A 23,647-nucleotide genomic window follows, 5' to 3' on the forward strand; every position below is an offset into this window, starting at 1 on the left:
TTCGTCTGTCGTCGTAGCTTAAACTTCGACCACCTGCACGTGGCAGGCGGGCTTCTTGCCCCAGACCTCGTTGACCGCGGTGCGCACCGCCCGGTCGACCGTCTTCTCGACGCTCTCCGAGTCCTTGAGCTTGCCCCGCGACATCCCCGACAGGGTGCGGGAGACCGCATCCACGACCGTTTCGATCAACGGCTCGCCGGACCGGCCGCGGTTCGGCAGGCCGATGATGTCCACCGCCGGCTCGCCGAGAACCACGCCGTCCTCGTCGATGGCGATCGCCACCGAGACCAGGCCGGCCTGCATGAGCTTGCGCCGTTCCGGGATCGCCCGGTCCTTCTCGTCGATCAGGACGTCGCCGTCCTTGAACAGCCGGCCGGCCTTCACGTGGTCGACCACCGCCGGCGTGCCGGGGCTCAGGCGGATCAGGCTGCCGTTGCGGGCCTTGACCACGTTCTGCACGCCCTGCGCCCTGGCGAAGCGGGCATGCTCGTCGAGGTGCAGGGCCTCGCCGTGGACCGGGATCGCCGTGCCGGGACGGGTCCACTTGTACATCTCGACCATCTCGTCCCGGCGCGGGTGGCCGGAGACGTGGACGAGGTCGGTGCGGTCGGTGATCACCTCGACGCCCTGCTCGATCAGGTCGTTGATGATCGATCCGACATCGCGCTCGTTGCCGGGAATGGCGCGCGAGGAGAAGATCACCTGATCACCGGCGGTGAGGCTGATATCCGGATGGTCCCGGCGGGAGACCCGGGCCAACGCCGCCCGCGGCTCGCCCTGCGATCCGGTGAGCAGGGCCACGACCCGCTCCCGCGGCAGGCTCTTCCAGGAATCGGCGCGGCGGAATTCCGGCAGGCCGTCGAGGTAGCCGCATTCGCGGGCCACATCGATCACCCGGTCCATGGCGCGGCCGACTGCGATGACCTCGCGGCCGCAGGCGACGGCGGCTTCGGCGACCGCGCGGATGCGGGCGACGTTCGACGCGAAGGTGGTCACCGCGACCCGGTGGGGGGCGTCCGCGATCAGCGTCTTGAGGGTCTCGGCCACGGTCTTCTCGCTGGGCGAGAAGCCCTCGCGCACGACGTTGGTCGAGTCGCAGACGATGGCGAGGATACCCTCGTCGCCGAGCGCCGTGAACGCCTCCGGCGAGGTGACCGAGCCGGCCACCGGGGTCGGGTCGATCTTCCAGTCGCCGGTGTGGAGCACGAGGCCCGCGGCGGTGCGGATCGCGATGGCGTTCGATTCCGGGATCGAGTGCGAGACCGGCACATACTCGAGCTCGAACGGTCCGACGGTCACACGCCGGCCGGGCTTGACCTCACGCAGCTCGACCTTCGGGGCGCCGGGCTCGGAGAGGCGCCGGGTCTCCAGCAGGTTCTTGGCGAAACGGGTCGCGTAGACCGGGACCTTGAGCCGGGGCCACAGCTCCGAGATCGCCCCGATATGGTCCTCGTGCGCGTGGGTGATGAAGATCCCCAGCAGGTCCTTGCGCCGCTCCTCGATGAAGGAGAGGTCGGGGAACATCAGGTCCACTCCCGGCATCTGCTCCTCGCCGGCGAAGCCCATGCCGCAATCGACCATGATCCATTTCCGGCCCTTCTCCGGGCCGAACCCGTAGAGCGCCGCATTCATTCCGATCTCGCCCACGCCGCCGAGCGGCAGGAAGACCAGCTCCTCCTGTCCCATTGCCATCTGTCGTCGTCCAAACTCAGGCCGCCGTCGCGGCCGTTCCGAAATGCACCTCGCCCGCCGTCACGGTATGCCGATTCCCATCGGGGGCGAGGATCACGAGCCGCCCCCCCTCGTCGATCGTCTCGAACACGCCCCGCAGGATGTGCCCGCCGCTGCGCACCGCGATCTCGGTTCCGAGACCCGCGGCCCGCGCGAGCCAAGCCGCGCGCAGGTCAGCGAAATTCCGTCCCCGGTCCCAGGCGCGCGCCTGCGCGGCCATCCGGTCCGAGAGATGTTCCAGTAGCGCCTCGGCGCCCCCGGCGTAACCCGCCGCCGCCAAGCTCATTGCGGCGAGCCCGTCCGGGGCCGCCGCGACGTTGACGCCGAAGCCGATCACCGCGGTGCGCCGGCCGCCCGGCAGCGTCTCGGCCTCCAGAAGCAGGCCGGCGAGCTTGGCGCCACCGAGCAGGACGTCGTTCGGCCACTTGAGCTGCAGAGATCGGGCGGCGCTGCCGGATCCGGTATCCGGCAGGGTGCCGCAGGTCGCCTCCAGCGCCTCGATCAGCGCGAGGCCGGCCACGAAGCCGAGTTCGGCGAGGTGGTCTGGCGCTACCCCGGCGATGGGCCACAGCACGCTCGCCGCGAGGTTGCCCGGCAGCGAGGCCCAGCTGTTGCCGCGACGGCCGCGGCCCGCCTCCTGACGGTGGGTCACCACCCAGAGGGGGCCGGTCTCGCCCGCGCGCGCCTGAGCCATCGCCTCCGTGTTGGTGGAGCCGAGGGTCTCGTGGACATGCAGGCGATGGCCCTCGGCGCGCGCCGCGGACCCCAGTCGGTAGGGCAAGGCTGTCCTAGAACAGAGACCGGGCGGCCCGGCCTGCGGCGCCGACCAGCGGCCCGGGCAGGAGGAAGAACAGCACCACCACGACGCTCGAGAGGGCGAGCACCACGCGCAGGCCCGGCGCCATCGTCTCGTAGGGCTCCCGGGGCTCATCGAAATACATGATCTTGACCAGCCGCAGGTAGTAGTAGGCGCCGACGACGCTGGTGACGACGCCGATCACCGCCAGAGTGACAAGGCCCGCCTTGATCGCGGCGGCGAAGACGTAGAACTTCGCGAAGAACCCGGCCAGCGGCGGGATGCCGGCCAGCGAGAACATCATCGCGGCGAGGCAGAAGGCCAGCCACGGATGCGTCCGCGACAGACCGGACAGATCGTCGATCTTCTCGAACATCACCTCCCTGCGCCGGAGCGACAGGATGATCGCGAAGGTGCCGAGGGTCATCGCGAGGTAGATGATCATGTAGATGACGAGCCCGCTGATCCCCTCCTCCGAGCCGGAGGCGAGCCCGATCAGCGCGTAGCCGATATTGGCGATCGACGAGTAGGCCATCAGGCGCTTGATCGAAGTCTGGCCGATGGCCGCGAAGGAGCCGAGCGCCATCGACGCGATCGAGACGAAGATGAAGATCTGCTGCCAGATCGCCGTCACGTCCGGCATGGCGCCGATGAAGACCCGCACGGTCATCGCCACGGCGGCCATCTTGGGCGCCGAGGCGAAGAAGGCCGTCACCGGGGTCGGCGAGCCCTCGTAGACGTCGGGCGTCCACATGTGGAACGGCACGGCCGCCAGCTTGAAGCACACGCCGGCCGCCAGGAACACGATACCCAGCACGATGCCGAAGCCGGCATTCTCGGTGAGCGCCGAGACGATGCCGGGGAACGAGACGGTGCCGGTGAAGCCGTAGACCAGCGAGGCACCGTAGAGCAACATGCCGGAGGAGAGCGCGCCGAGCACGAAGTACTTGAGGCCGGCCTCGGTGGACTTGACGTCGTCCCGGTGGAAGGCGGCGATCACGTAGGCGGCGAGCGACTGAAGCTCGAGGCCGAGATACAGCGCGATCAGGTCGTTGGCCGAGACCATCACCATCATGCCGATGGTGCAGAGCACGATCAGCACGGGGAACTCGAACCGGTCGATGCGCTCGCGCTTGAAGAAGTCGTGCGCCAGCAGGATCGTCGCCGAGGAGCCGAGCAGCACCAGCGACTTCATCACCTTGGAGAAGGCATCCGACACGAACGCGCCCGACAGGGTGGTCACCCGACCTTGGGCCGGCTGGGAGATCACCACCGACAGGGCGACGAGGAGCAGGACCAGGGCGCCGATGCTCACGGTCTCGGCGGAGCGTTCGCCGCGCCAGGCGCCGTAGAGGATCAGGACCATGACGCCGACGCCGAGGATCAGCTCGGGCAGGAGCGGCGCCAGGGAGGGCAGGACGGAGTGGACGGTTGTCATGGTGTCCGCCTCAGCGCGGGATCGGCAGCGCCGCGGCGGCCGTCTGGGTGTTCGAGAGGGCGGCCTTCATGCTCGCCATCAGCGCATCCGTGGAGGGCGCGAACACGTCGAGCACGGGAGCCGGGTGCACCCCATAGTAGATCGTCAGCACCACCAGCGGCGCCAGGATGATCTTTTCGCGGGTATCCAGATCCAGGATGCCCTGGAGGTTGGGCTTCTCCAGCTTGCCGTAGACCACCCGGGCGTAGAGCCACAGGGCATAGGCCGCCGACAGGATGATGCCGAAGGTCGAGAAGAAGGCCACATTCGGGTTCGCCTTGAAGGCGCCGAGCATCGCCAGGAACTCGCCCACGAAGCCGGAGGTGCCGGGCAGGCCGACATTGGCCATGGTGAAGATCAGCATGGCCACCGCGTAGAGCGGCATCCGCTTCACGAGGCCGCCATAGGCGGCGATCTCGCGGGTGTGCATCCGGTCGTAGACCACGCCGACGCAGAGGAAGAGCGCCCCCGACACTATGCCGTGCGAGATCATCAGGAACAGCGCGCCCTGGATGCCCTGCTCGTTCAGGGTGAACAGGCCGAGCGTCACGAAGCCCATATGCGCCACCGACGAGTAGGCGATCAGCTTCTTGATGTCGGTCTGCATCATCGCGGTGAGCGACGTGAAGATGATCGCGATCACCGACAGGGCGAAGACGAAGGGCGCGAAGTCGTGGCTCGCCACCGGCAGCATCGGGAGGGAGATCCGGATGAAGCCGTAGCCGCCCATCTTCAGGAGGATGCCGGCCAGGATCACCGAGCCGGCCGTGGGCGCCTCCACGTGGGCGTCGGGCAGCCAGGTATGGACCGGCCACATCGGCATCTTCACCGCGAAGGAGGCGAAGAAGGCGAGCCACAGCCATGTCTGCATCTGCACCGGGAAGCGGTACTGCAGCAGGGTCGGGATGTCGGTGGTGCCGGCCTGCCAGTACATCGCCATCACGGCCAGCAGCATCAGCACCGAGCCGAGCAGGGTGTAGAGGAAGAACTTGAAGCTCGCGTAGATCCGGCGCGCGCCGCCCCAGATGCCGATGATCAGGAACATCGGGATCAGGCCGGCCTCGAAGAACAGGTAGAACAGCAGCAGGTCGAGAGAGGCGAACACGCCGATCATCGTCGTCTCGAGGACGAGGAAGGCGACGAAGTACTCCTTCACCCGGAAGTGGATCGAGTGCCACGACGCGCCGATGCAGAACGGCATCAGGAAGGTGGTCAGGAGGATCAGCGGCATCGAGAAGCCGTCGACGCCGAGCTTGAACCGGATCGTCTCGGTGAGCCACGCGTGGCTCTCCACCAGCTGGAAGCTCGACGAGGCGGCGTCGTAGCGGTTCCAGGCCACCAGGGAGAGCAGGAAGGTGACGATTGTCGTCGCGAGGGCGGCCCAGCGGCTGTTGCGCGCGACCGATTCCTCGTCGCCGTTCAGCGTCAGGATGAAGGCCGCGCCGCAGAGCGGGACGATCAGCAGGCCGGAGAGGATGCCGAGGCCGAGCATGTCAGTGAGCCCCCTTGGGCAGGCCGGACATCAGGTACCAGCTGATCAGGCCGGCGACGCCGATGAGCATCACGAAGGCGTAGTGGTAGACGTAGCCGGTCTGGAGCCGGACCACGCCGCGGGTCACGTCCACGACGCGCGCCGCGATGCCGTTCGGCCCGAGGCCGTCGATGATCCGACCGTCGCCCTGCTTCCAGAGGAACAGGCCGAAATCCTTGGCCGGGCGGACGAAGATCCGGTCGTAGATCTCGTCGAAGTACCACTTGTTGAGCAGGAACCGGTACAGCGACGGCTGCTGCGCGGCGAGCTCGCCGGGCAGCTCCGGCCGGCGGATGTACATCCAGTAGGCCAGGACGAAGCCGAGGATCAGCATGATCAACGGGGAGTAGGAGACCAGCGCCGGGACCTCGTGGATCTCGTGCATGATGTGGTTGTTCGGCCCATGCGCCAGGGCGTGGCCCCAGAACGCGTCCATCCCCTCGCCGATGAAGCGGTCGTGGAAGATGATCCCGGCGAACAGCGCGCCGAAGGCGAGGATCGCCAGCGGGATCGTCATCACCAGCGGGCTCTCGTGGGGCGTGTGGTCACCGTGGTGGCCGTGCCCGTGATGGTCGTCGGCGACGAGGTCGCTCCTGTGGGCCGGCTCGATGTCGTGGCCGTGGTCGTCGTGGGCCGCGCCCTCGGTGTGACCGGGCAGGCCGTCGGCCTCGTGCGCCAGGGTGGAATGCGCCACCGCGGGAGCGTCGTGATGGTCGTGCGCGGCATGCGCACCCCAGCGGGCCGGTCCCTCGAATGTCATGAAGAACAGGCGCCAGGAGTAGAACGAGGTGAAGAACGCCGCCACCACGACGCACAGGAAGGCGAGCGTGTGGCCCGGCCGGGTCGAGGCGTAGGCGGCCTCGATGATCGCGTCCTTCGAGTAGTAGCCGGCCGTGTAGGGGAAGCCGATCAGCGCGAGGGAGCCGATCGCCATCATGGCGCTGGTATAGGGGATGTAACGGCGCAGGCCGCCCATGTTCCGCATGTCCTGCTCGTGGTGCATCGCGTGGATGACCGAGCCGGCCCCGAGGAACAGCAGCGCCTTGAAGAAGGCGTGGGTGAACAGGTGGAACACGCCGGCCGAATAGGCGCCGACGCCGAGCGCCACGAACATGTAGCCGAGCTGCGAGCAGGTCGAGTAGGCGATCACCCGCTTGATGTCGTTCTGCACGAGGCCGATCGTCGCCGCGAAGAACGCCGTGATGCCGCCGATCACCGTCACGACGATGAGCGCGTTCGGCGCTTCCTCGAAGAGCGGCGACAGGCGGGCGACCATGAAGACGCCGGCGGTGACCATGGTGGCGGCATGGATCAGCGCCGAGACCGGGGTCGGGCCCTCCATGGCGTCGGGCAGCCACGTGTGGAGCAGGAACTGCGCCGACTTGCCCATGGCGCCCATGAACAGGAGCAGGCAGGCGAGCGTCAGGGCGTTCCAGTCGTAGCCGAGGAAGTGGAAGGAGAGCGTCTTGATCGCGTCGACCTTGTCGAAGATCGCGTCGAACGCCACCGAGCCGGTGAGGACGAAGGTCAGGAAGATGCCCAGCGAGAAGCCGAAATCGCCGACGCGGTTGACGATGAACGCCTTCATGGCAGCGGCGTTGGCCGAGGGCTTCTCGTACCAGAAGCCGATCAGCAGGTAGGAGGCCAGGCCCACGCCCTCCCAGCCGAAGAACATCTGCACGAGGTTGTCGGCCGTCACCAGCATCAGCATGGCGAAGGTGAACAGCGACAGGTAGGCGAAGAAGCGCGGCCGGTGCGGGTCCTCCTCCATGTAGCCCACGGAGTAGAGATGCACGAGGGTCGAGACGGTGGTGACCACCACCAGCATCACCCGCGTCAGGGTGTCGACCTTGAAGGCCCAGTCGACCTGGAGGTCGCCGGCCGCGAACCAGGAGGCGACCTGCACGCGCTCGGCCGGACCGCCGTCGATGAACACGCCCCAGGCGATCAGCGCCGTGAAGGCGAGGAAGGACGTGGTGATGTACTCACAGGCCCGCGCCCCGATGTACCGGCCGAACAGGCCGGCGATCAGGAAGCCGATGAGCGGGAAGAAGACGATCGCGTGATACATCGCTCTCTTGCAGTCCGTCCTCCGGGCCGACCGCGGGGCGGCGGCGTCCGGATGTCACTCGGGGCGCGCGAAGAAGAAGGCCCTAGCCCTTCATCATGCTGACGTCTTCCACCGCGATCGACCCGCGGTTGCGGAAGAACACCACGAGGATGGCGAGGCCGATCGCCGATTCGGCGGCCGCCACGGTCAGCACGAACAGGGCGAAGACCTGTCCGGTGATGTCGTTGAGCTGCGTCGAGAAGGCGACGAGGTTGATGTTGACCGAGAGCAGGATCAGCTCGATCGACATCAGGATGACGATGATGTTCTTGCGGTTGATGAAGATGCCGAGCACGCCGAGCGTGAACAGGATCGCCGCGACGGTGAGGTAGTGGCTCAGGCCGATCATCGTTCGAAACCTCCGGCGGACATCAGACCTCGACACCCTGGCGCGACGGGACCTTGCGGGTCTCCACCGCCATGGCCTGGGTGCGGGCGTTCTGGACCGAGATGTCCTGGCGCTTCACGCCCGGCCGGTCGCGGAGCGTCAGCACGATGGCGCCGATCATCGCCACCAGCAGGATCAGGCCGGCGAGCTGAAAGAAGTAGGCGTAGTCGGTGTACAGCACCCGGCCGAGCGCCTGGGCGTTGGTGAGGTTCTCGGCCGACGCGACGTTGCCGAGGGGCGCCTGGACGAGGCCCGGATCGATGCTCCAGGAGCCCACCACCAGCAACAGCTCCACGAGGAAGATCGCCCCGATCAGGCCGCCGATCGGCAGGTATTGCTGGAAGCCCTGGCGCAGCTCGGCGAAATCGACGTCGAGCATCATCACCACGAACAGGAACAGCACCGCCACCGCGCCCACGTAGACGACCACGAGGATCATCGCGAGGAACTCGGCGCCCATCAGGACGAACAGCCCGGCGGCGTTCACGAAGGCGAGGATCAGGAACAGCACCGAGGCTACGGGATTGCGCGAGGCGATCACCATGAAGCCCGACGCGACCGTGACGCTCGCGAACAGGTAGAAGAAGGCGGCTGCTGCGGTCATGCGCTGATCGGGATCGGCCGCCGGAGCGGCCCCTTCTGCCGTGCGTTGAAACGGTCCGCAGCGGGCGGCCCGTCTATAGAACCCGGTCGGCGGGGGCACAACAGCGCCTCCGTCATGTCTCGCGCATCGTCATGGACAACGGGACCGGGACGATGCGCCATCCCCTTGCAACGCGCCGCCTTCTTCCGAAAGCAGGTGGCCGCCTTTCGGGACGATGCGTCAGCGATACGGTGCGTCCATCGCGATGTTGCGGGCGATCTCGCGTTCCCAACGGTCACCGTTCAGCAGGAGCTTCTGCTTGTCGTAGAGCAGTTCCTCACGGGTCTCGACCGAGAACTCGAAATTCGGCCCCTCGACGATCGCATCCACCGGGCAGGCCTCCTGGCACATGCCGCAATAGATGCACTTCACCATGTCGATGTCGTAGCGCGTCGTGCGGCGGGTGCCGTCGTTCCGGCGGGGGCCCGCCTCGATGGTGATGGCCTGCGCCGGGCAGATCGCCTCGCAGAGCTTGCAGGCGATGCAGCGCTCCTCGCCGTTGGGATAGCGGCGTAGGGCATGCTCACCCCGGAAGCGCGGGCCGCGATGGCCCATCTCGAAGGGGTAGTTGATCGTGGCCTTCGGCTTGAAGAAGTAGCGCATGCCGAGGACCATCCCCGACACGAACTCTTTCAACAGAAGGCTCTTGGCGACCTGATCGAGCTTCATGCCCGGATCTCCGATTCGACGGGTGGGCTCAGGCGCCCGGCGCGAGGCCGGTCAGCTTGAGCACGAAGGCGACGACGACGACCGAGACCAGCGAGATCGGCAGGAAGACCTTCCAGCCGAGGCGCATGAGCTGATCGTAGCGGTAGCGGGGGACGATGGATTTCACCATCGCGAACAGAAAGAACAGGAAGCTCGCCTTCAGGACGAACCAGATCACCCCGGGAACCCAGGTGAAGGGCGCGAAGGGGATCGGCGAGAGCCAGCCGCCCAGGAACAGGATGGTTCCGAGCGCGCACATGCTCATGATGGCGACGTACTCGCCCAGCATGAACAGCAGGTACGGGGTCGAGGAATACTCGACCATGTAGCCGGCCACGAGTTCCGATTCGGCCTCCGGCAGGTCGAAGGGCGGGCGGTTCGTCTCGGCGAGCGCCGAGATGAAGAACACCACGAACATCGGGAACAGCCACAGCCAGTACCAGCCGAAGATCCCGAGGCTCGTGTCCTGCGCCATCACGATGCGGGAGAGGTTGAGCGAGCCGGCGCAGAGCAGCACGCAGATGATCACGAAGCCGAGGGAGACCTCGTAGGAGATCATCTGCGCCGCCGAGCGGAGCGCCCCGAGGAAGGCGTATTTCGAGTTCGACGCCCAGCCGCCCATGATGACGCCGTAGACCCCGAGCGACGAGATCGCGAAGATGTAGGTGATGCCGACATTGATGTCGGCGATCGCCCAGCCGTCGGCGAGCGGAATCACCGCCCAGCTCGACAGGGCGAGCATCGCGAAGACCAGCGGCGCCAGCAGGTAGATCGCCTTGTTGGCCCCGGCCGGGATCACCGGCTCCTTGAGCACGAACTTGATCAGGTCGGCGAAGGACTGAAACAGTCCGAAGGGTCCGACCACGTTCGGCCCGCGCCGAAGCTGCACCGCCGCCCAGATCTTCCGGTCGGCGAGCAGCGCATAGGCGATGAAGACGAGGAGCGCCGAGAGCAGCACGAAGCTCTTCAGCACGATCAGGAGCACGGTCCCGAGGATTTCGAGCGACGTCATCGGTGGGCTCCTACTCGGCCGCCGCGAGGGGCTGCGCCTCTGCGGCGCGCTCCCGGGCAAGGCGCGAGCACTCGGCGAGGATCCGCGAGGCGCGGGCGATCGGGTTGGTGAGGTAGAAGTCGGTCACGGGCGAAGCGAAGGCCGGCCCGCCGGTCGCGCCGCCGAGACGGATCAGCTTCTCCGCCGCCTCCACGACGTCGCCCGGCTCCACGGCGCCGATCGCCGCGAAATGCGGGTGGGCGGCATAGAGCGCTTGGCGGAGCGCGGTGAGCGAATCGAAGGGCAGGCGCTTGCCGAGGACGTCCGACAGGGCGCGCAGGATCGCCCAGTCCTCGCGGGCGTCGCCCGGCGGGAAGGCGGCACGGTTGCCCATCTGGACCCGGCCTTCCGTGTTCACCCAGGTCGCCGACTTCTCGCTGTAGGCGGCCCCCGGCAGGATCACGTCGGCGCGGGAGGCGCCGCGGTCGCCATGGCTGCCCTGGTAGATCACGAAGGCGCCCGGGGCGACGTCGCGCTCGTCGGCGCCAAGGTTGAACAGGACGTCCAGCGCGCCCGCCTCCAGCATCTGCGCGAAGGTCAGGCCGCCCTCCCCCGGCACGAAGCCGAGATCGAGCGCGCCGACGCGGGCAGCGGCCGTGTGCAGCACGCCGAAGCCGTTCCACTCGGCCGAGATCGCGCCGATCGACTTCGCCAGCGACGCCGCCGCGGCCAGGACGCCCGGCTCGGCATGGGCGCCGACGAGGACGAGCGGCGCCTTGGCCTCCTTGAGGACGTCGAGGAAGCTGTGCTCGCCCCGGGACAGCGCCGCCAGCGAGTCCGGCCCGGCGCCGATATAATGGCTCGGATAGGTCAGATCGACCGGCTCCCCGATCACGCCCACCGCCAGCGGCGCCATGCGCCAGCGCTTGCGGATGCGGACGTTGAGCAGCGAGGCCTCGGTGCGCGGGTTGGCGCCGACGATCAGGATCGCGTCCGCCGCCTCGATGCCCGGAATGGTCGGGTTGAAGATGTAGGAGGCGCGGCCGAGCGCCGGGTCGAGCCCGGCATCGGTCTGGCGGCAATCGAGGTTCGGCGAGCCGAGGCTCTTGATCAGCTCGCGGAGCGCGAACATCTCCTCGATGCCCGCGAGATCGCCGACCACGGCGCCGATGCGTTTCGGATCCGCCCCCTTCACCTTGGCGGCGATCGCCTGGAACGCCTCACCCCAGGAGGCGGGCCGCAGCCGGCCGTTCTCGCGGAGGTACGGCCGGTCGAGGCGCTGCATCCGCAGCCCGTCGATGTGGTAGCGGGTCTTGTCGGAGATCCACTCCTCGTTGATCTCCTCGCTGATCCGCGGCTCGATCTGCATGACCTCGCGGCCGCGGGTGTCGATGCGGATCGCCGAGCCGACCGCGTCCATCACGTCGACCGACTCGGTCTTGTTCAGCTCCCACGGCCGGACGTTGTAGCTCTGCGGCCGGTGCACGAGGGCGCCGACCGGGCAGAGATCGGCGACGTTGCCCTGAAGCTCCGAGGCCATCGACTGCTCGAGGTAGCTCGTGATCTCCATGTCCTCGCCGCGGCCGATGGCGCCGAGGTCGGGCACGCCCGCCACCTCGGCGAGGAAGCGCACGCAGCGGGTGCAGTGGATGCAGCGGTTCATCGCGGTCCGCACCAGCGGGCCGATATGCTTCTCCTCGACCGCCCGCTTGTTCTCCGTGTAGCGGGTCGAATCGACCCCGTAGGCCATCGCCTGGTCCTGCAGGTCGCAATGGCCGCCCTGGTCGCAGATCGGGCAGTCGAGGGGGTGGTTGATGAGGAGGAACTCCATCACCCCCTCGCGGGCCTTCTTGGTCCCCTGCGAGCGGGTCAGCACCTCCGGCGGCTCGCCGTTCGGGCCGGGGCGGCAATCCTTCACCGCGTAGGCGCAGGAGGCCACGGGCTTGGGCGCGCCCTTCAGCTCGACGAGGCACATGCGGCAATTGCCGGCGATCGACAGGCGCTCGTGGAAGCAGAAGCGCGGGATCTCGGCCCCCGCGGCCTCGCAGGCCTGGAGCAGCGTGTAATCGGCGGGGACGTCAACCTCGGTGCCGTCGACGAGGATTTTTGTCATCGGATCGTCTCGTAAACTGGCCCAAACGCACGAGGCCGGATCCCACCCGCACCCTCATCCTGAGGTGCGAGGCGCAGCCGAGCCTCGAAGGAGATGTCCAGCCCGCCTCGCGATCTCGGGAGGCCTCCTGCGAGGCCCGCCGACGCGGGCATCTCAGGATGAGGCTGTGGGTTGGACACCGGCATAGCCCTTTTACTCCGCAGCCATCGGCACAGGCTCGCTGTGCGGGTTCGCGGTGTAGCGGTCGATGCGCTTCTCGATCTCGGGGCGGAAGTGCCGGATCAGGCCCTGGATCGGCCAGGCCGCCGCGTCGCCCAGCGCGCAGATCGTATGACCCTCGATCTGCTTGGTCACCTCGAACAGCATGTCGATCTCGCGCTTCTGGGCGCGGCCCTCGGTCATGCGCTGCATCACCCGCCACATCCAGCCCGTGCCCTCCCGGCACGGCGTGCACTGGCCGCAGGATTCGTGCTTGTAGAAGTACGAGATCCGGGTGATCGCCGCGACGATGTCGGTGGACTTGTCGAGCACGATCACCGCTGCCGTGCCCAGGCCGGAGCCGAGGTTGCGCAGGGTGTCGAAATCCATCTTCGCGTCGATGATTTGTTCCGCGGGAACAAGGGGGACTGAGGATCCGCCCGGGATGGAACACAAAAGATTGTCCCAGCCGCCGCGCATGCCGCCGCAATGACGGTCGATCAGCTCCCGGAAGGTGATGCCCAGCTCCTCCTCGACGTTGCACGGCTTGTTGACGTGCCCGGAGACGCAGAAGAGCTTGGTGCCGGTGTTGTTCTTGCCGCCCAGGCCCGCGAACCACGCGCCGCCCCGGCGCAGGATCGTGCCGGCGACCGCGATCGACTCGACGTTGTTCACCGTCGTGGGGCAGCCGTAGAGGCCCATATTGGCCGGGAAAGGCGGCTTCAGCCGCGGCATCCCCTTCTTGCCCTCCAGGCTCTCGATGAGCGCGGTCTCCTCGCCGCAGATATAGGCGCCGGCGCCGTGGTGGACGTAGATGTCGAACGGGTAGTCGTGCACGTTCGACTGGCCGACGAGGCGGGCCGCGTAGGCCTCGTCCACGGCCTTCTGGAGGGCGTGCTTCTCGGCGACGTACTCGCCGCGGATGTAGACGTAGCAGGCATGCGCGTTCATCGCGAAGCAGGCCAGCATGCAGCCCTCGATCAGGAGATGCGGGTCGTGCCGCATGATCTCCCGGTCCTTGCAGGTGCCCGGCTCCGACTCGTCGGCGTTGACCACGAGGTAGTGCGGGCGCCCGTCGGACTTCTTGGGCATGAACGACCATTTGAGGCCGGTGGGGAAGCCCGCGCCGCCGCGGCCGCGCAGGCCCGAGGCCTTCATCTCCTCGATGATCCAGTCGCGGCCCTGTTCCAGCAGGAACTTGGTCCCGTCCCAGGCGCCACGCTTCTTGGCGGCGTCCAGGCCCGGCGAGTGGAGCCCGTAGAGGTTGGTGAAGATGCGATCCTGATCCGACAGCATGTCAGGTCCTCACTGAGCCGGCGCCGACAGGGCCTTGGCCTGCCCCACCCAGTTCTCCCGGTCGATGCGACCCGGGAACGCGAGGTAGGTGCCGACCCAGGTGATCTCGTCGCGGGACCACGCGGCGATCTGGTCGAAATGGTAGATGCCGAGCCCGTTCAGGCGCTGGCTGTTGCCCGGGCCGACGCCCGTGATGCGCGTCAGATCGTCCGGCTTCCCGGCGCGGGCGGCGTCGAGGCCCGGCGGGCGCTTGCCCACGGCGTCGGCCTTCCGCTCCGGGCTCGCATCCTTCGGCAGGGCCGCAAGGGCGCCGGCGATGCGGGCTTCCTCGGCCTCGGCCGCGACTTCGCCCGCGCTGGCGCCCGACGCTTCCGGCTGCTGCGGGACGGCGTCGCGCGCCGGCACGTCCTGATGGCCCTGGTCGCCGGCGGCGGGTTCGCCCTCGGCGACACGCTTGGCCGGCGAATCGAGCACGTCCGCGTCGCCCGGCCGGGCGGAGCCGTGCTTCGCGGTGGACCGGCCGCGCTCGGCCGCGTCGGCGCGATCCTCCGCCTTGACCGGCGTCTCGCCGTTGGCGGCGCGCTGGGCCGGCGCGTCGGAGGCCGGACGCTCGATCGGCCGGCCGGCATCGGGCCGCGCCGGCTTCGGGTTCTCGGCTGCCTGCTGCGTTCCGGAGGCCGCCTCGCCGGTCTGGGCGGCCGGCGTCTCGACCTTTCCGGCCTCCTCGAAGCGCTTGCGCCACGCGCCGACGCGCGAGCCGTCGAACAGGGTCGGGTCGGTGAGCGTGTTCACGGCGCCCTGGGGCTCGGACGAGACGCGCCCGGTCTGCGAGCCGACCTTCACCGGCCGTCCGGCGGCGAGGTCGTCCATCAGCTGGCCGAGGGATTCGGGCGTCAGGTCCTCGTAGTAGTCCTGGTTGATCTGCACCATCGGCGCGTTGCAGCAGGCGCCCAGGCACTCGACCTCGAGCCACGAGAAGGTGCCGTCCGCCGAGACGTGGCCGGGGGGGCCGAGCCGGGCCTGCAGCATCTCCTTGAGACCCCGCGCGCCGCAGGAATCGCACGGCACCGTGCCGCAGACCTGGATCCAGAAGCGACCCACGGGCTCGAGAGCGAACATCGTGTAGAAGGTGGCCACCTCCAGCACGCGGATGTTCGGCATGCCGAGCTCGGCCGCCACCGCCTCGATGGCCGCCCGCGGCAGCCAGCCGCCGTTCTGCTCCTGCGCCCGCCACAGGAGCGAGATCACCGCGGAGGCCTGACGGCCTTCCGGGTACTTGGCGATCTGGGTCTTGGCCCACTCGGCGTTCTCGGGGGAGAACGCGAAGCTCTCGGGCTGCTCCGAGGCGGGGGCGAGTCTGCGGTTTGCCATCGCTCTAACTTACCGATCCACTTCGCCGAACACGATGTCGAGCGTGCCGAGCACGCAGGACACGTCGGCCAGCAGGTGCCCGCGGCACATCCAGTCCATCGCCTGAAGATGCGCGAAGCCCGGCGCGCGGATCTTGCAGCGATACGGCTTGTTGGTTCCATCCGACACGAGATAGACGCCGAACTCGCCCTTCGGCGCTTCCACGGCGGCGTAGACCTCGCCCTCGGGCACGTGGAAGCCCTCGGTGTAGAGCTTGAAGTGGTGGATGAGCGCCTCCATCGAGCGCTTCATCTCCCGACGCGGCGGCGGGGCGAACTTGCCGTCGACCGAGGCGATCGGCCCCTGGCCGGCGGGCTCGCGCAGCTTGGCGACGCATTGCTTCATGATGCGCACGGACTGGCGCATCTCCTCCATGCGGATCACCTGGCGATCGTAGGTGTCGCCGTTCTTTCCGACGGGGATGTCGAACTCCATCTCCTCGTAGCACTCGTAGGGCTGCGCCTTGCGCAGGTCCCAGGGAATCCCTGAGCCGCGCACCATCACGCCCGAGAAGCCCCACTCCATCGCCTCGTCCACCGACACGATGCCGATATCGACGTTGCGCTGCTTGAAGATGCGGTTGGCCATGACGAGGTCGTCGAGATCCTGGACGACCTGCAGGAACGGGTCGCAGAACGCGTCGATGTCGTCGATCAGCTTCGGCGGCAGGTCCTGGTGGACGCCGCCGGGCCGGAAGTAGTTGGCGTGGAGCCGGGCGCCGGAGGCCCGCTCGTAGAAGATCATCAGCTTCTCGCGCTCCTCGAAGCCCCAGAGCGGGGGCGTGAGGGCGCCGACATCCATCGCCTGCGTGGTGACGTTGAGGAGGTGCGACAGCAGGCGGCCGATCTCGCAGAACAGCACGCGGATCAGCTGCGCGCGGCGCGGCACCTCGATCCCAGCGAGCCTCTCGATCGCCAGGCAGAAGGCGTGCTCCTGGTTCATCGGCGACACGTAGTCGAGCCGGTCGAAATAGGGCGTCGCCTGCAGGTAGGTCTTGTACTCGATGAGCTTCTCGGTGCCGCGGTGGAGCAGCCCGATATGCGGATCAACGCGTTCGACCACCTCGCCGTCGAGTTCCAGCACGAGGCGCAGCACGCCGTGCGCGGCCGGGTGCTGCGGGCCGAAGTTGATCGCGAAGTTGCGGATGTTGTGTTCGGTCACGGGCGGTCTCCGCGGCTCATGCCGACGTCTTCTCGTCGCCCGGCAGCACGTAGTCGGTGCCTTCCCACGGGGACAAGAAGTCGAAGTTCCGGAATTCCTGCGTCAGCTGGACCGGCTCGTAGACCACCCGCGCCTGGTCCTGGTCGTAACGGACCTCGACGAAGCCGGTCAGCGGGAAGTCCTTGCGCAGGGGATGCCCCTCGAAGCCGTAATCGGTGAGCAGGCGGCGCAGGTCGGGATGGCCCGAGAACAGGATCCCGTAGAGGTCGTAGGTCTCGCGCTCGTACCAGTTGGCGGCGGGGAACACCTCGATCACCGACGGGACGGGGGTCACCTCGTCGGTCTGCACCTTCACCCGGATGCGCAGGTTATGGCGCAGGGAGAGCAGGTGATAGACCACGTCGAAGCGCTTCTCGCGCTGCGGGTAGTCCACGCCGCAAATGTCGATGAAGTTGCGGAAGGCGCAGGCCGGATCGTCGCGCAGGTAGGTCAGCGCGTAGACGATGTCGGAGGCCTGGACCACCAGCGTCAGCTCGCCGAACGCGATGGTGTGGGACACCACCGCGGGCCCGAGGGCGCCGGTAACCCGCTCGGCCAAGGCCGCGACGGCGTCGGCGCCGTAGGCCGGCTGGGTATGGGGCAGGATCGAGATGCCGTTCGTCATGGCCGCTCCTCAGCGCTCGATCGTGCCGGTCCGGCGGATCTTCTTCTGCAGCAGCAGCACGCCGTAGAGCAGCGCCTCGGCGGTGGGCGGGCAGCCGGGCACGTAGATGTCCACCGGCACCACCCGGTCGCAGCCGCGGACCACCGAATAGGAATAGTGGTAGTAGCCGCCGCCGTTGGCGCAGGAACCCATGGAGATGACGTAGCGGGGCTCCGGCATCTGGTCGTAGACCTTGCGCAGCGCCGGGGCCATCTTGTTGGTCAGCGTGCCGGCGACGATCATCACGTCGGACTGGCGGGGCGAGCCGCGGGGCGCGAAGCCGAACCGCTCGCAATCGTAGCGCGGCATCGACATCTGCATCATCTCGACCGCGCAGCAGGCGAGGCCGAAGGTCATCCACATCAGCGAGCCGGTGCGGGCCCAGTTGATCAGCTCGTCCGTGGTGGTCAGCAGGAAGCCCCGATCGGCCAACTCGTCGCTGATCGACAGGAAGGTCGGATCGTCCGCGCCGATCGGACGGCCGGTGTTGGGATCGATGATCCCCTTAGGCTGGGGCGCGATCGCGGGGGCGCGGGACAGGGCGCGGTTCGTGTCGGTGATCAGGGCCATCGGCGACTCAAGAATGCAGTGCGGGCGGCGAGCGGCGGGGCATCAATCCCATTCGAGGGCGCCCTTGCGCCACTCGTAGACGAAGCCGACGGTCAACACGCCCAGGAAGACGATCATCGACCAGAAGCCGAACCAGCCCAGATCCCCGAAGGTGATCGCCCAGGGGAAGAGGAACGCGACCTCGAGGTCGAAGATGATGAACAGGATGGCGACAAGGTAGAAGCGCACGTCGAACTTCATGCGGGCGTCGTCGAACGCGTTGAAGCCGCACTCGTAGGCCGAAAGCTTCTCGGGATCGGGGCTCTTGAAGGCGACCAGGAAGGGGACGACCAGCAGCGCGGTGGCGATGAACAGCGCCACGCCGATGAACACGATGAGCGGCAGGTAATCCGCCAACAATCCGGTCATGCCAGGGCCTCGCGAGAGGAGTGAAACCGCGGTGCGACGCCGACCCGGATCCGCCCGTGGAATTGTTCTTATGCCAGGATGCGCGCGGCCGGAGGCTTAGTCGAGCCGCCGGCCCGTGACAATGGCTTGTCGCGTCGCACAAAGCGCGCTGTCAGCCGTCTTGTCAGTCATGTCCAAGATGGGCTTGCGCGGCGCTGGCGCAACACGGCGGAAGCGCGCAGGCCCCGAGTCGGGGTGCCTCGCCGCGTTCCTCAGTCGACGCGCATGCGAATCCGCGCCGGATGCGCTTGACAGGGCCCGAAGCGCCCCATAAACCCCGCCCCGTCGCCGGGCAAAACGCCCCCTCCGAAGCGACCACGCCGTGCGGGCGTAGCTCAGTTGGTTAGAGTGCCGGCCTGTCACGCCGGAGGTCGCGGGTTCGAGCCCCGTCGCCCGCGCCACGTCCCTTCTTCAACATTTGTCGGTCCGATCTCGCAAGAGCGACGACGCTTGCCATGAGCGGCAAGTCTGCGCGGCGCGTGCGGCGCGACTTTGACGTCAGGGCTGCGGAGCATCCGCCGCGGGGCCGAGGGCGTCCCGCCCCGAGGACCGGACGGCGGACCGGCCGCCCCTGAGACTCAACGCGATCCCGATCAGGATGAGGCTGCCACCGATCAGGATGTCGGCGCTCAGCGGCTCGCCCAGGACGAGATGTGTGCTCAGGATGCCGGCCACCGGCACCAGCAGGGCGAAGGGCGTCACCGCGGCCGCCGGGTAGCGGGTCAGGAGCCCGTTCCAGAGGCCGAAGGCGAGGAGCGTCGTCGGGTAGGCCTGGAACGCGACCGATCCGATCGCCGCCCAATTCGGATGTGCCAGCGCCGCCAGGGCGCCCGGTCCCTCGATGATCAGCGACAGGATCAGCAGCGGCGGCGTGGTGGCGAGGCTGCCCCAGACCATCAGCGCCAGCATGTCGACCCGGCCGATCCGCTTCACGATGACGTTCGCGCAGGCCCAGGACAGGGCCGCGCCGACGACCAGGAGCAATGGGCCCGGCGGGGCGCCCGCGCTCCGTTCGAGCGCCACCGCGGCGACACCGAGGAGCGCGATCCCGCCCCCCACCACCTGAAGGCCGCGCGGGCGCTCCTTCTGCACCGCCCAGGCGAGCGCCACGGTGAGCGGCACTTGGACCTGGATCAGCAGCGACGACAGCCCGGCCGGCATCCCGAAGCGGATGGCGGTCATGAGCAGCCCGAACTGGCCGACCCCGAGGGCGAGCCCGAATCCGGCCACCAGAGCCATGGGAGCCCGGGGCGGCCGGATCACCAGCGCCGCCGGCAGGGCCGCGAAGCCGAAGCGCAGGGCACACAGCATCAGCGGCGGCACCGTCTCGAGGCCGGCCTTGATGGCCACGAAGGCCAGCCCGAGGATCGTGACCACCAGGATTGCGGCGAGCCCGTCGCGCAGCGTCATGGGCGGATCCTACGCCGCACGCGGCCGCGTCACCACCGCCGCGCCGCCCCCCGTGCCTGGCGGCGCTCGTCGCGGCGGACGATCAGCCGATGGATCGCGTCGCCGGTGCCCGGAACGCAGGCATCCGCCACGTCCTGGCGCGTCAACCCGATATCCTTCAGCTCCCGGTCCGACAGGGTCGACAGGCGGTGGAGCACGCGGCGGTTCATGGCCGCCCGCGACAGGCCGGCGCGAATCTCGGCGGCGAGGGCGAGGACGGGTCCGGCTATCCGGGCGAGCCGCCCGGTCCGGGCCTCGAGGGTGGCGGTTTCGGTCATGCACGGGTTCATGGATCCCCTCCTCCATCGTTCCGGGGCGGGGCGATCCTGGCGCCGCGGGGCTGGCGGCGACAGGAACACTTCGGTACGGTTCCGAAGAATTGTCCGGACGAAAGAGCAGTACGGATGGCGGTCGCAGTCAGAAGTCCCGGGACGCGCGTCGAGGCCGTGGTCGGCGAGATCCGAGAACGGATCGCGGCGCGGCGGCTGGTTCCGGGCGTGCGGATCCCGTCGGTGCGGGCCTTTGCGGAGACGATGGGCGTCTCGAAATCCACGGTCGTGGAAGCCTACGAGCGCCTCGCCGCCGAGGGCGCCGTGGTGGCGCGGCCGGGCTCTGGCTTCTACGTCGCCGGCAAGACGCGGCCGCTCTCGCTCCAGGCGATGGGGCCGCGGCTCGACCGGATCGTCGACCCGCTCTGGATCACCCGGCAGGCGCAGCAGGCCGGCTCGGATCAGCTGAAACCCGGGGCCGGCTGGTTGCCCGATTCCTGGATGCCCCATGAGGCGATCCGCCGGGGCCTGCGCCGGGTGGCCCGGGCCGACCTCGCCGAGATGACCAATTACGACCGGCCCCTGGGCTACGCGCCCCTGCGCCACCAGATCGCCCGCAAGATCGGAGAGAAGGGCGTCGGCGCCGAACCGGACCAGATCGTGCTGGTCGAATCGGCCACGCAGGCGCTGGACCTCGTCTGCCGCTTCCTGCTCCAGCCCGGCGACACCGTGCTGGTGGACGATCCCTGCTATTTCAACTTCCTGGCGCTGCTGCGCGCACAGCGCGTCGCGGTGGTCGGCGTGCCGATCACGCCGGAGGGGCCGGACCTGCGGGCGCTCGCGACCCTGCTGGAGCAGCACCGGCCGCGCTTCTACCTGACCAACGCCGCCCTCCAGAACCCGACGGGGGCGAGCCTCGCGCCCACCGTGGCGCACCGCCTGCTGAAGCTGTGCGAGGCGCACGACACGCTGATCGTGGAGGACGAGATCTTCGGCGACCTCGAACCCGAGGCGGCCCCGCGGCTCGCGGGCTTCGACGGGCTGGAGCGGGTGATCCAGATCGGCAGCTTCTCCAAGACCCTGTCGGCGGCGGCGCGCTGCGGCTGGATCGCGCTCCGGGCCGACTGGGTCGAGCCGCTGGTCGACCTCAAGCTGGCCCTCAGCCTCGGCAACGGACACATCACGGCCGCGCTGGTGCATGCGCTCATCACCGAGGGCGCCTACCGGCGGCACCTCGCCGAGACCCGCCGCCGGCTCGCCGGCGCGATGGTGCAGGCCGCCGCGGAGCTGCGCGCCTGCGGCCTGGAGACCTGGGCGCAGCCCCGGGGCGGCTTCTTCCTGTGGATGCGCCTGCCGGACGGGCGCGACGGGGCCGATGTCGCCCGCCGGGCGCTCGCCCGCGGCATGGTGCTGGCGCCGGGAACCTCGTTCAGCCTGTCGGATGCCTGGAACGGCTACATGCGCTTCAACGTCGCCCATTGCGCCGATCCGCGGATCCGCCCGATCCTGCGGGAGGCGCTGGGCTGAGCGTTCCCGATCAGGCCGGGAGAACCAGGTCCGCCCGCAGGCCGCCGAGTTCGGACCGTCCGAGGCTCAGGCCGCCGCCGTAGAGTTCGGCGAGTTCGAGGGTGATCGGCAGCCCGAAGCCGTGGCCCGGCACGCCCTCGTCGAGACGGCGGCCCCGCGCCATGACGGCGGAGGCCGCTGCCGGGTCGAGGCCGGGCCCGTCATCCTCCACCGACAGGGACACGCCGCCGTCGCGCGCCGTCGCGGAGACCCGCACGCGGCTCCGGCACCAGCGGCAGGCATTGTCCACGAGGTTGCCGAGCATCTCGTCGAGATCCTGGCCCTCGCAGGGGACCGACAGAGCCTCCGGGACGTCGAGGTCGATCGCCACGCCCTTCTCGGCATAGATGCGGGTGAGCGCAGCCCGCAGGTCCGAGAGCCGGGGCGCCAGGGCCGTGCGCCCCCGGGCCGATCCCGCCAGGGCCGCGGCCCGGGCGCGCCGGAGGTGGTGCCGCACCCGCCGGTCCATGTCGTCCACCTGCCGCCGCAGGGCCCCGTCCGGGTCGCGGGCAGGCTCCGCGAGCGCCATCGACAGGGTGGCGAGCGGCGTCTTGAGGGCGTGGGCGAGGTTGGCGACGTGGCCGCGGGCGCGTTCCAGGTTCTGCGCGTTCTGATCGAGGAGGGCGTTGAGTTCCGCCACCACCGGCGCGATCTCGGCGGGCTGGTCCGCCGGAACGCGCTCGCGCCGCCCCGCCCGGACCGACGCGAGGTCCGCGCGCAGGCGTGTCAGCGGCGCGAGGCCGAGGCGCACCTGGACTGCCAGACCGGCGAGCAGGCACAGGCCGAGGATGCCCAGCGCCACCGCGAGGCTGGTCAGCGCCTCGCGCAGCGGCCCGCGCAGTTCTCCCTCCGGCGCCGCCGCCACGATCGTCGCGGGCTCGGGCCCTGGCACGACCAGCACCCGGGCGATGAGGGGCTCGCCGTGCGGCCCCGTGCCGGATGCCGGATGCGGCCGGCCCGGATCGTCGTCCGGACCGGGGTCGGACAGGCGGATGTCGCCGCCCCGCAGGGAGCCGGAGCGGATCGTCTCGGGTCCCCGGCGCACCTCCCAGGCCCAGCCGGGGCCGGGCCGGTCGAAGGGTGGTGCGTCGAGCGTCTGCGGGAGGATCCCGGCCTCGAGCCCCGCGCGCAGGGCCACGATCTGCGTGTCGAGGCGGCCGTCGAGCTGCCCGCGCACGAACCGGTGCAGGATGACCCCGATGGCGAGGCCCGCCACCACCAGGGCGGCCAGCACCAGCACCAGGGCCGCGGTCAGCAGGCGTGTGCGGAGCGAGCGCCGCTGCGTCGCCTCCGCCATCAGGCGGGTTCCGCGTGCAGGCGGTAGCCGTGGCCGCGCACGCTCTCGATCCGGGCCGGCGCGATCTTCCGGCGCAGCCGCGTGATGATCACCTCGACGGAGTTCGAGTCCACGTCCGCGTCGCCCTCGTAGACCCGCTCGATCAGGTGCAGGCGCGGCACCACGGTCTCGCGGTTCAGCATCAGGCAGGAGAGGACCCGCCATTCCAGGCCGGTGAGCTTGAGCGGCAGGCCCTCGTGCTCGAAGGCGCCGAGCCCCGGATCGAAGCTCAGGGGGCCGCAGGTGATCCGGCTCGCCCCGCCGCCCTGGGACCGGCGGACGAGGGCGCGCAGGCGGATCACCAGCTCCTCCACCCGGACCGGCTTGACGAGGTAATCGTCCGCCCCCGCCTTGAAGGCCGCGACCTTGTCGCTCCAGCCGTCCCGGGCGGTGAGCACCAGCACCGGCAGGGTCCGCCCGGCCCCGCGCCAGGCCCGCAGCACCGAGACGCCGTCGCCCTTCGGCAGGCCGAGATCGAGCACGACGGCATCGTAGCCCTCGGTCTCGCCGAGATGCTGGGCGTCCTCGCCGGTGGCGGCGTGGTCGAGCACGAAATTCTCGGCGCGCAGGACCTTGGCGACCTCCGCCGCGAGGGCCGCGTCGTCCTCCACCAGCAGGATCTTCACGCGTCTGATCTCCCCGTCTGGCCCCCGATGGCCGGTTTCGACCGCCGCCGGAGCGATGCGCCGGGCATCCGGCTGATTTCACCCGCGGCCGCGGCCGCGAACCCTGCCGCCGCCAGGACTTAGGGCCG

Annotated in this window: 21 protein-coding genes and 1 tRNA gene; 2 read left to right on the forward strand and 20 right to left on the reverse strand. The window is 69.1% G+C overall.

The window, feature by feature from the left end; all coding sequences use genetic code 11:
* Nucleotides 1-18: 18 nt before the first annotated feature.
* From BM396_RS19825 to BM396_RS19900, 16 genes are all read right to left on the reverse strand, one after another.
* A complete protein-coding gene (locus BM396_RS19825; protein WP_043354241.1) occupies nucleotides 19-1,692 on the reverse strand; it encodes a ribonuclease J in 1,674 nt (557 codons plus the stop codon).
* A gap of 16 nt (nucleotides 1,693-1,708) precedes the next feature.
* Nucleotides 1,709-2,512: a biotin--[acetyl-CoA-carboxylase] ligase gene (locus BM396_RS19830; protein ID WP_043381909.1), complete on the reverse strand. Its 804-nt coding sequence runs from the start codon at nucleotides 2,510-2,512 to the stop codon at nucleotides 1,709-1,711.
* Between the two features lie 7 nt (nucleotides 2,513-2,519).
* Nucleotides 2,520-3,965 carry an NADH-quinone oxidoreductase subunit NuoN gene (nuoN, locus tag BM396_RS19835; RefSeq protein ID WP_043354226.1) on the reverse strand — a complete coding sequence of 482 codons (1,446 nt, stop codon included), beginning with the start codon at nucleotides 3,963-3,965 and terminating at the stop codon, nucleotides 2,520-2,522.
* Nucleotides 3,966-3,975: 10 nt separating this feature from the next.
* The gene (locus BM396_RS19840; RefSeq protein WP_043354224.1) at nucleotides 3,976-5,496 is read right to left on the reverse strand and encodes an NADH-quinone oxidoreductase subunit M; all 1,521 of its coding nucleotides are present in this window, start codon (nucleotides 5,494-5,496) and stop codon (nucleotides 3,976-3,978) included.
* Between the two features lies 1 nt (nucleotide 5,497).
* The gene (gene nuoL, locus BM396_RS19845; protein WP_043381907.1) at nucleotides 5,498-7,606 is read right to left on the reverse strand and encodes an NADH-quinone oxidoreductase subunit L; all 2,109 of its coding nucleotides are present in this window, start codon (nucleotides 7,604-7,606) and stop codon (nucleotides 5,498-5,500) included.
* Between the two features lie 82 nt (nucleotides 7,607-7,688).
* Nucleotides 7,689-7,994, reverse strand: coding sequence for an NADH-quinone oxidoreductase subunit NuoK (gene nuoK, locus BM396_RS19850; RefSeq protein WP_043351891.1), 306 nt, complete (start codon nucleotides 7,992-7,994; stop codon nucleotides 7,689-7,691).
* Between the two features lie 22 nt (nucleotides 7,995-8,016).
* Complete coding sequence (locus BM396_RS19855; RefSeq protein ID WP_043381904.1) at nucleotides 8,017-8,637, reverse strand: NADH-quinone oxidoreductase subunit J; 621 nt, start codon at nucleotides 8,635-8,637, stop codon at nucleotides 8,017-8,019.
* A gap of 219 nt (nucleotides 8,638-8,856) precedes the next feature.
* On the reverse strand, nucleotides 8,857-9,345 hold the full coding sequence (nuoI, locus tag BM396_RS19860; RefSeq protein ID WP_043354217.1) for an NADH-quinone oxidoreductase subunit NuoI: 489 nt from the start codon (nucleotides 9,343-9,345) through the stop codon (nucleotides 8,857-8,859).
* 28 nt (nucleotides 9,346-9,373) lie between these two features.
* Nucleotides 9,374-10,396 (reverse strand): NADH-quinone oxidoreductase subunit NuoH, encoded by a 1,023-nt coding sequence (gene nuoH, locus BM396_RS19865; protein WP_043354215.1) that lies wholly within the window; start codon nucleotides 10,394-10,396, stop codon nucleotides 9,374-9,376.
* Between the two features lie 10 nt (nucleotides 10,397-10,406).
* On the reverse strand, nucleotides 10,407-12,488 hold the full coding sequence (nuoG, locus tag BM396_RS19870; RefSeq protein ID WP_043381902.1) for an NADH-quinone oxidoreductase subunit NuoG: 2,082 nt from the start codon (nucleotides 12,486-12,488) through the stop codon (nucleotides 10,407-10,409).
* Nucleotides 12,489-12,680: 192 nt separating this feature from the next.
* On the reverse strand, nucleotides 12,681-13,982 hold the full coding sequence (nuoF, locus tag BM396_RS19875; RefSeq protein ID WP_043353978.1) for an NADH-quinone oxidoreductase subunit NuoF: 1,302 nt from the start codon (nucleotides 13,980-13,982) through the stop codon (nucleotides 12,681-12,683).
* A 9-nt stretch (nucleotides 13,983-13,991) separates the two neighbouring features.
* Complete coding sequence (gene nuoE, locus BM396_RS19880; protein ID WP_043381898.1) at nucleotides 13,992-15,353, reverse strand: NADH-quinone oxidoreductase subunit NuoE; 1,362 nt, start codon at nucleotides 15,351-15,353, stop codon at nucleotides 13,992-13,994.
* A gap of 9 nt (nucleotides 15,354-15,362) precedes the next feature.
* Entirely contained in the window at nucleotides 15,363-16,553 is a 1,191-nt protein-coding gene (locus BM396_RS19885; RefSeq protein ID WP_043353981.1) for an NADH-quinone oxidoreductase subunit D, read from the reverse strand.
* Between the two features lie 16 nt (nucleotides 16,554-16,569).
* Nucleotides 16,570-17,217, reverse strand: a complete 648-nt coding sequence (locus BM396_RS19890; protein ID WP_043381896.1) for an NADH-quinone oxidoreductase subunit C — start codon at nucleotides 17,215-17,217, stop codon at nucleotides 16,570-16,572.
* A gap of 9 nt (nucleotides 17,218-17,226) precedes the next feature.
* Complete coding sequence (locus tag BM396_RS19895; protein WP_043353985.1) at nucleotides 17,227-17,826, reverse strand: NuoB/complex I 20 kDa subunit family protein; 600 nt, start codon at nucleotides 17,824-17,826, stop codon at nucleotides 17,227-17,229.
* Nucleotides 17,827-17,868: 42 nt separating this feature from the next.
* Nucleotides 17,869-18,234, reverse strand: coding sequence for an NADH-quinone oxidoreductase subunit A (locus BM396_RS19900; protein WP_007560754.1), 366 nt, complete (start codon nucleotides 18,232-18,234; stop codon nucleotides 17,869-17,871).
* Nucleotides 18,235-18,597: 363 nt separating this feature from the next.
* Between BM396_RS19900 and BM396_RS19905 the strand changes: the two genes are divergently transcribed.
* Nucleotides 18,598-18,674 (forward strand) — tRNA-Asp (locus tag BM396_RS19905).
* A 97-nt stretch (nucleotides 18,675-18,771) separates the two neighbouring features.
* Here BM396_RS19905 and BM396_RS19910 read toward each other — a convergent pair.
* Both BM396_RS19910 and BM396_RS19915 read right to left on the reverse strand, forming a co-directional pair.
* Nucleotides 18,772-19,683, reverse strand: a complete 912-nt coding sequence (locus BM396_RS19910) for an EamA family transporter (protein WP_043381892.1) — start codon at nucleotides 19,681-19,683, stop codon at nucleotides 18,772-18,774.
* A gap of 29 nt (nucleotides 19,684-19,712) precedes the next feature.
* A complete protein-coding gene (locus BM396_RS19915; RefSeq protein ID WP_348273024.1) occupies nucleotides 19,713-20,000 on the reverse strand; it encodes a DUF1127 domain-containing protein in 288 nt (95 codons plus the stop codon).
* Nucleotides 20,001-20,126: 126 nt separating this feature from the next.
* On the opposite strand from BM396_RS19915, the gene BM396_RS19920 reads away from it, so the two are divergent.
* Nucleotides 20,127-21,518 carry an aminotransferase-like domain-containing protein gene (locus BM396_RS19920; protein ID WP_043381887.1) on the forward strand — a complete coding sequence of 464 codons (1,392 nt, stop codon included), beginning with the start codon at nucleotides 20,127-20,129 and terminating at the stop codon, nucleotides 21,516-21,518.
* 10 nt (nucleotides 21,519-21,528) lie between these two features.
* On the opposite strand, the gene BM396_RS19925 is transcribed toward BM396_RS19920, so the two are convergent.
* Together BM396_RS19925 and BM396_RS19930 are read right to left on the reverse strand one after the other, a co-directional pair.
* Nucleotides 21,529-22,854, reverse strand: a complete 1,326-nt coding sequence (locus BM396_RS19925) for a sensor histidine kinase (RefSeq protein WP_043381885.1) — start codon at nucleotides 22,852-22,854, stop codon at nucleotides 21,529-21,531.
* Nucleotides 22,854-23,519, reverse strand: coding sequence for a response regulator transcription factor (locus BM396_RS19930; RefSeq protein ID WP_043381882.1), 666 nt, complete (start codon nucleotides 23,517-23,519; stop codon nucleotides 22,854-22,856). The genes BM396_RS19925 and BM396_RS19930 overlap by 1 nt, the downstream gene beginning before the upstream one ends.
* Nucleotides 23,520-23,647: the final 128 nt, after the last annotated feature.

Source organism: Methylobacterium sp. UNCCL125, from assembly GCF_900116795.1.
GTDB classification, from domain to species: Bacteria; Pseudomonadota; Alphaproteobacteria; order Rhizobiales; family Beijerinckiaceae; genus Methylobacterium; species Methylobacterium fujisawaense.

Bases quoted from the DNA above. Each gene is read 5' to 3' on its own strand.
- BM396_RS19855 (WP_043381904.1), bottom strand. From the start codon at position 8,637: ATGACCGCAGCAGCCGCCTTCTTCTACCTGTTCGCGAGCGTCACGGTC.
- nuoK (WP_043351891.1), bottom strand. From the start codon at position 7,994: ATGATCGGCCTGAGCCACTACCTCACCGTCGCGGCGATCCTGTTCACG.
- BM396_RS19925 (WP_043381885.1), bottom strand. From the start codon at position 22,854: ATGGCGGAGGCGACGCAGCGGCGCTCGCTCCGCACACGCCTGCTGACC.
- BM396_RS19895 (WP_043353985.1), bottom strand. From the start codon at position 17,826: ATGGCCCTGATCACCGACACGAACCGCGCCCTGTCCCGCGCCCCCGCG.
- BM396_RS19920 (WP_043381887.1), top strand. From the start codon at position 20,127: ATGGCGGTCGCAGTCAGAAGTCCCGGGACGCGCGTCGAGGCCGTGGTC.
- nuoE (WP_043381898.1), bottom strand. From the start codon at position 15,353: ATGGCAAACCGCAGACTCGCCCCCGCCTCGGAGCAGCCCGAGAGCTTC.
- nuoI (WP_043354217.1), bottom strand. From the start codon at position 9,345: ATGAAGCTCGATCAGGTCGCCAAGAGCCTTCTGTTGAAAGAGTTCGTG.
- BM396_RS19825 (WP_043354241.1), bottom strand. From the start codon at position 1,692: ATGGCAATGGGACAGGAGGAGCTGGTCTTCCTGCCGCTCGGCGGCGTG.
- BM396_RS19900 (WP_007560754.1), bottom strand. From the start codon at position 18,234: ATGACCGGATTGTTGGCGGATTACCTGCCGCTCATCGTGTTCATCGGC.
- nuoL (WP_043381907.1), bottom strand. From the start codon at position 7,606: ATGTATCACGCGATCGTCTTCTTCCCGCTCATCGGCTTCCTGATCGCC.
- BM396_RS19890 (WP_043381896.1), bottom strand. From the start codon at position 17,217: ATGACGAACGGCATCTCGATCCTGCCCCATACCCAGCCGGCCTACGGC.
- nuoH (WP_043354215.1), bottom strand. From the start codon at position 10,396: ATGACGTCGCTCGAAATCCTCGGGACCGTGCTCCTGATCGTGCTGAAG.
- nuoG (WP_043381902.1), bottom strand. From the start codon at position 12,488: ATGACAAAAATCCTCGTCGACGGCACCGAGGTTGACGTCCCCGCCGAT.
- BM396_RS19840 (WP_043354224.1), bottom strand. From the start codon at position 5,496: ATGCTCGGCCTCGGCATCCTCTCCGGCCTGCTGATCGTCCCGCTCTGC.
- nuoF (WP_043353978.1), bottom strand. From the start codon at position 13,982: ATGCTGTCGGATCAGGATCGCATCTTCACCAACCTCTACGGGCTCCAC.
- nuoN (WP_043354226.1), bottom strand. From the start codon at position 3,965: ATGACAACCGTCCACTCCGTCCTGCCCTCCCTGGCGCCGCTCCTGCCC.
- BM396_RS19910 (WP_043381892.1), bottom strand. From the start codon at position 19,683: ATGACGCTGCGCGACGGGCTCGCCGCAATCCTGGTGGTCACGATCCTC.
- BM396_RS19915 (WP_348273024.1), bottom strand. From the start codon at position 20,000: ATGACCGAAACCGCCACCCTCGAGGCCCGGACCGGGCGGCTCGCCCGG.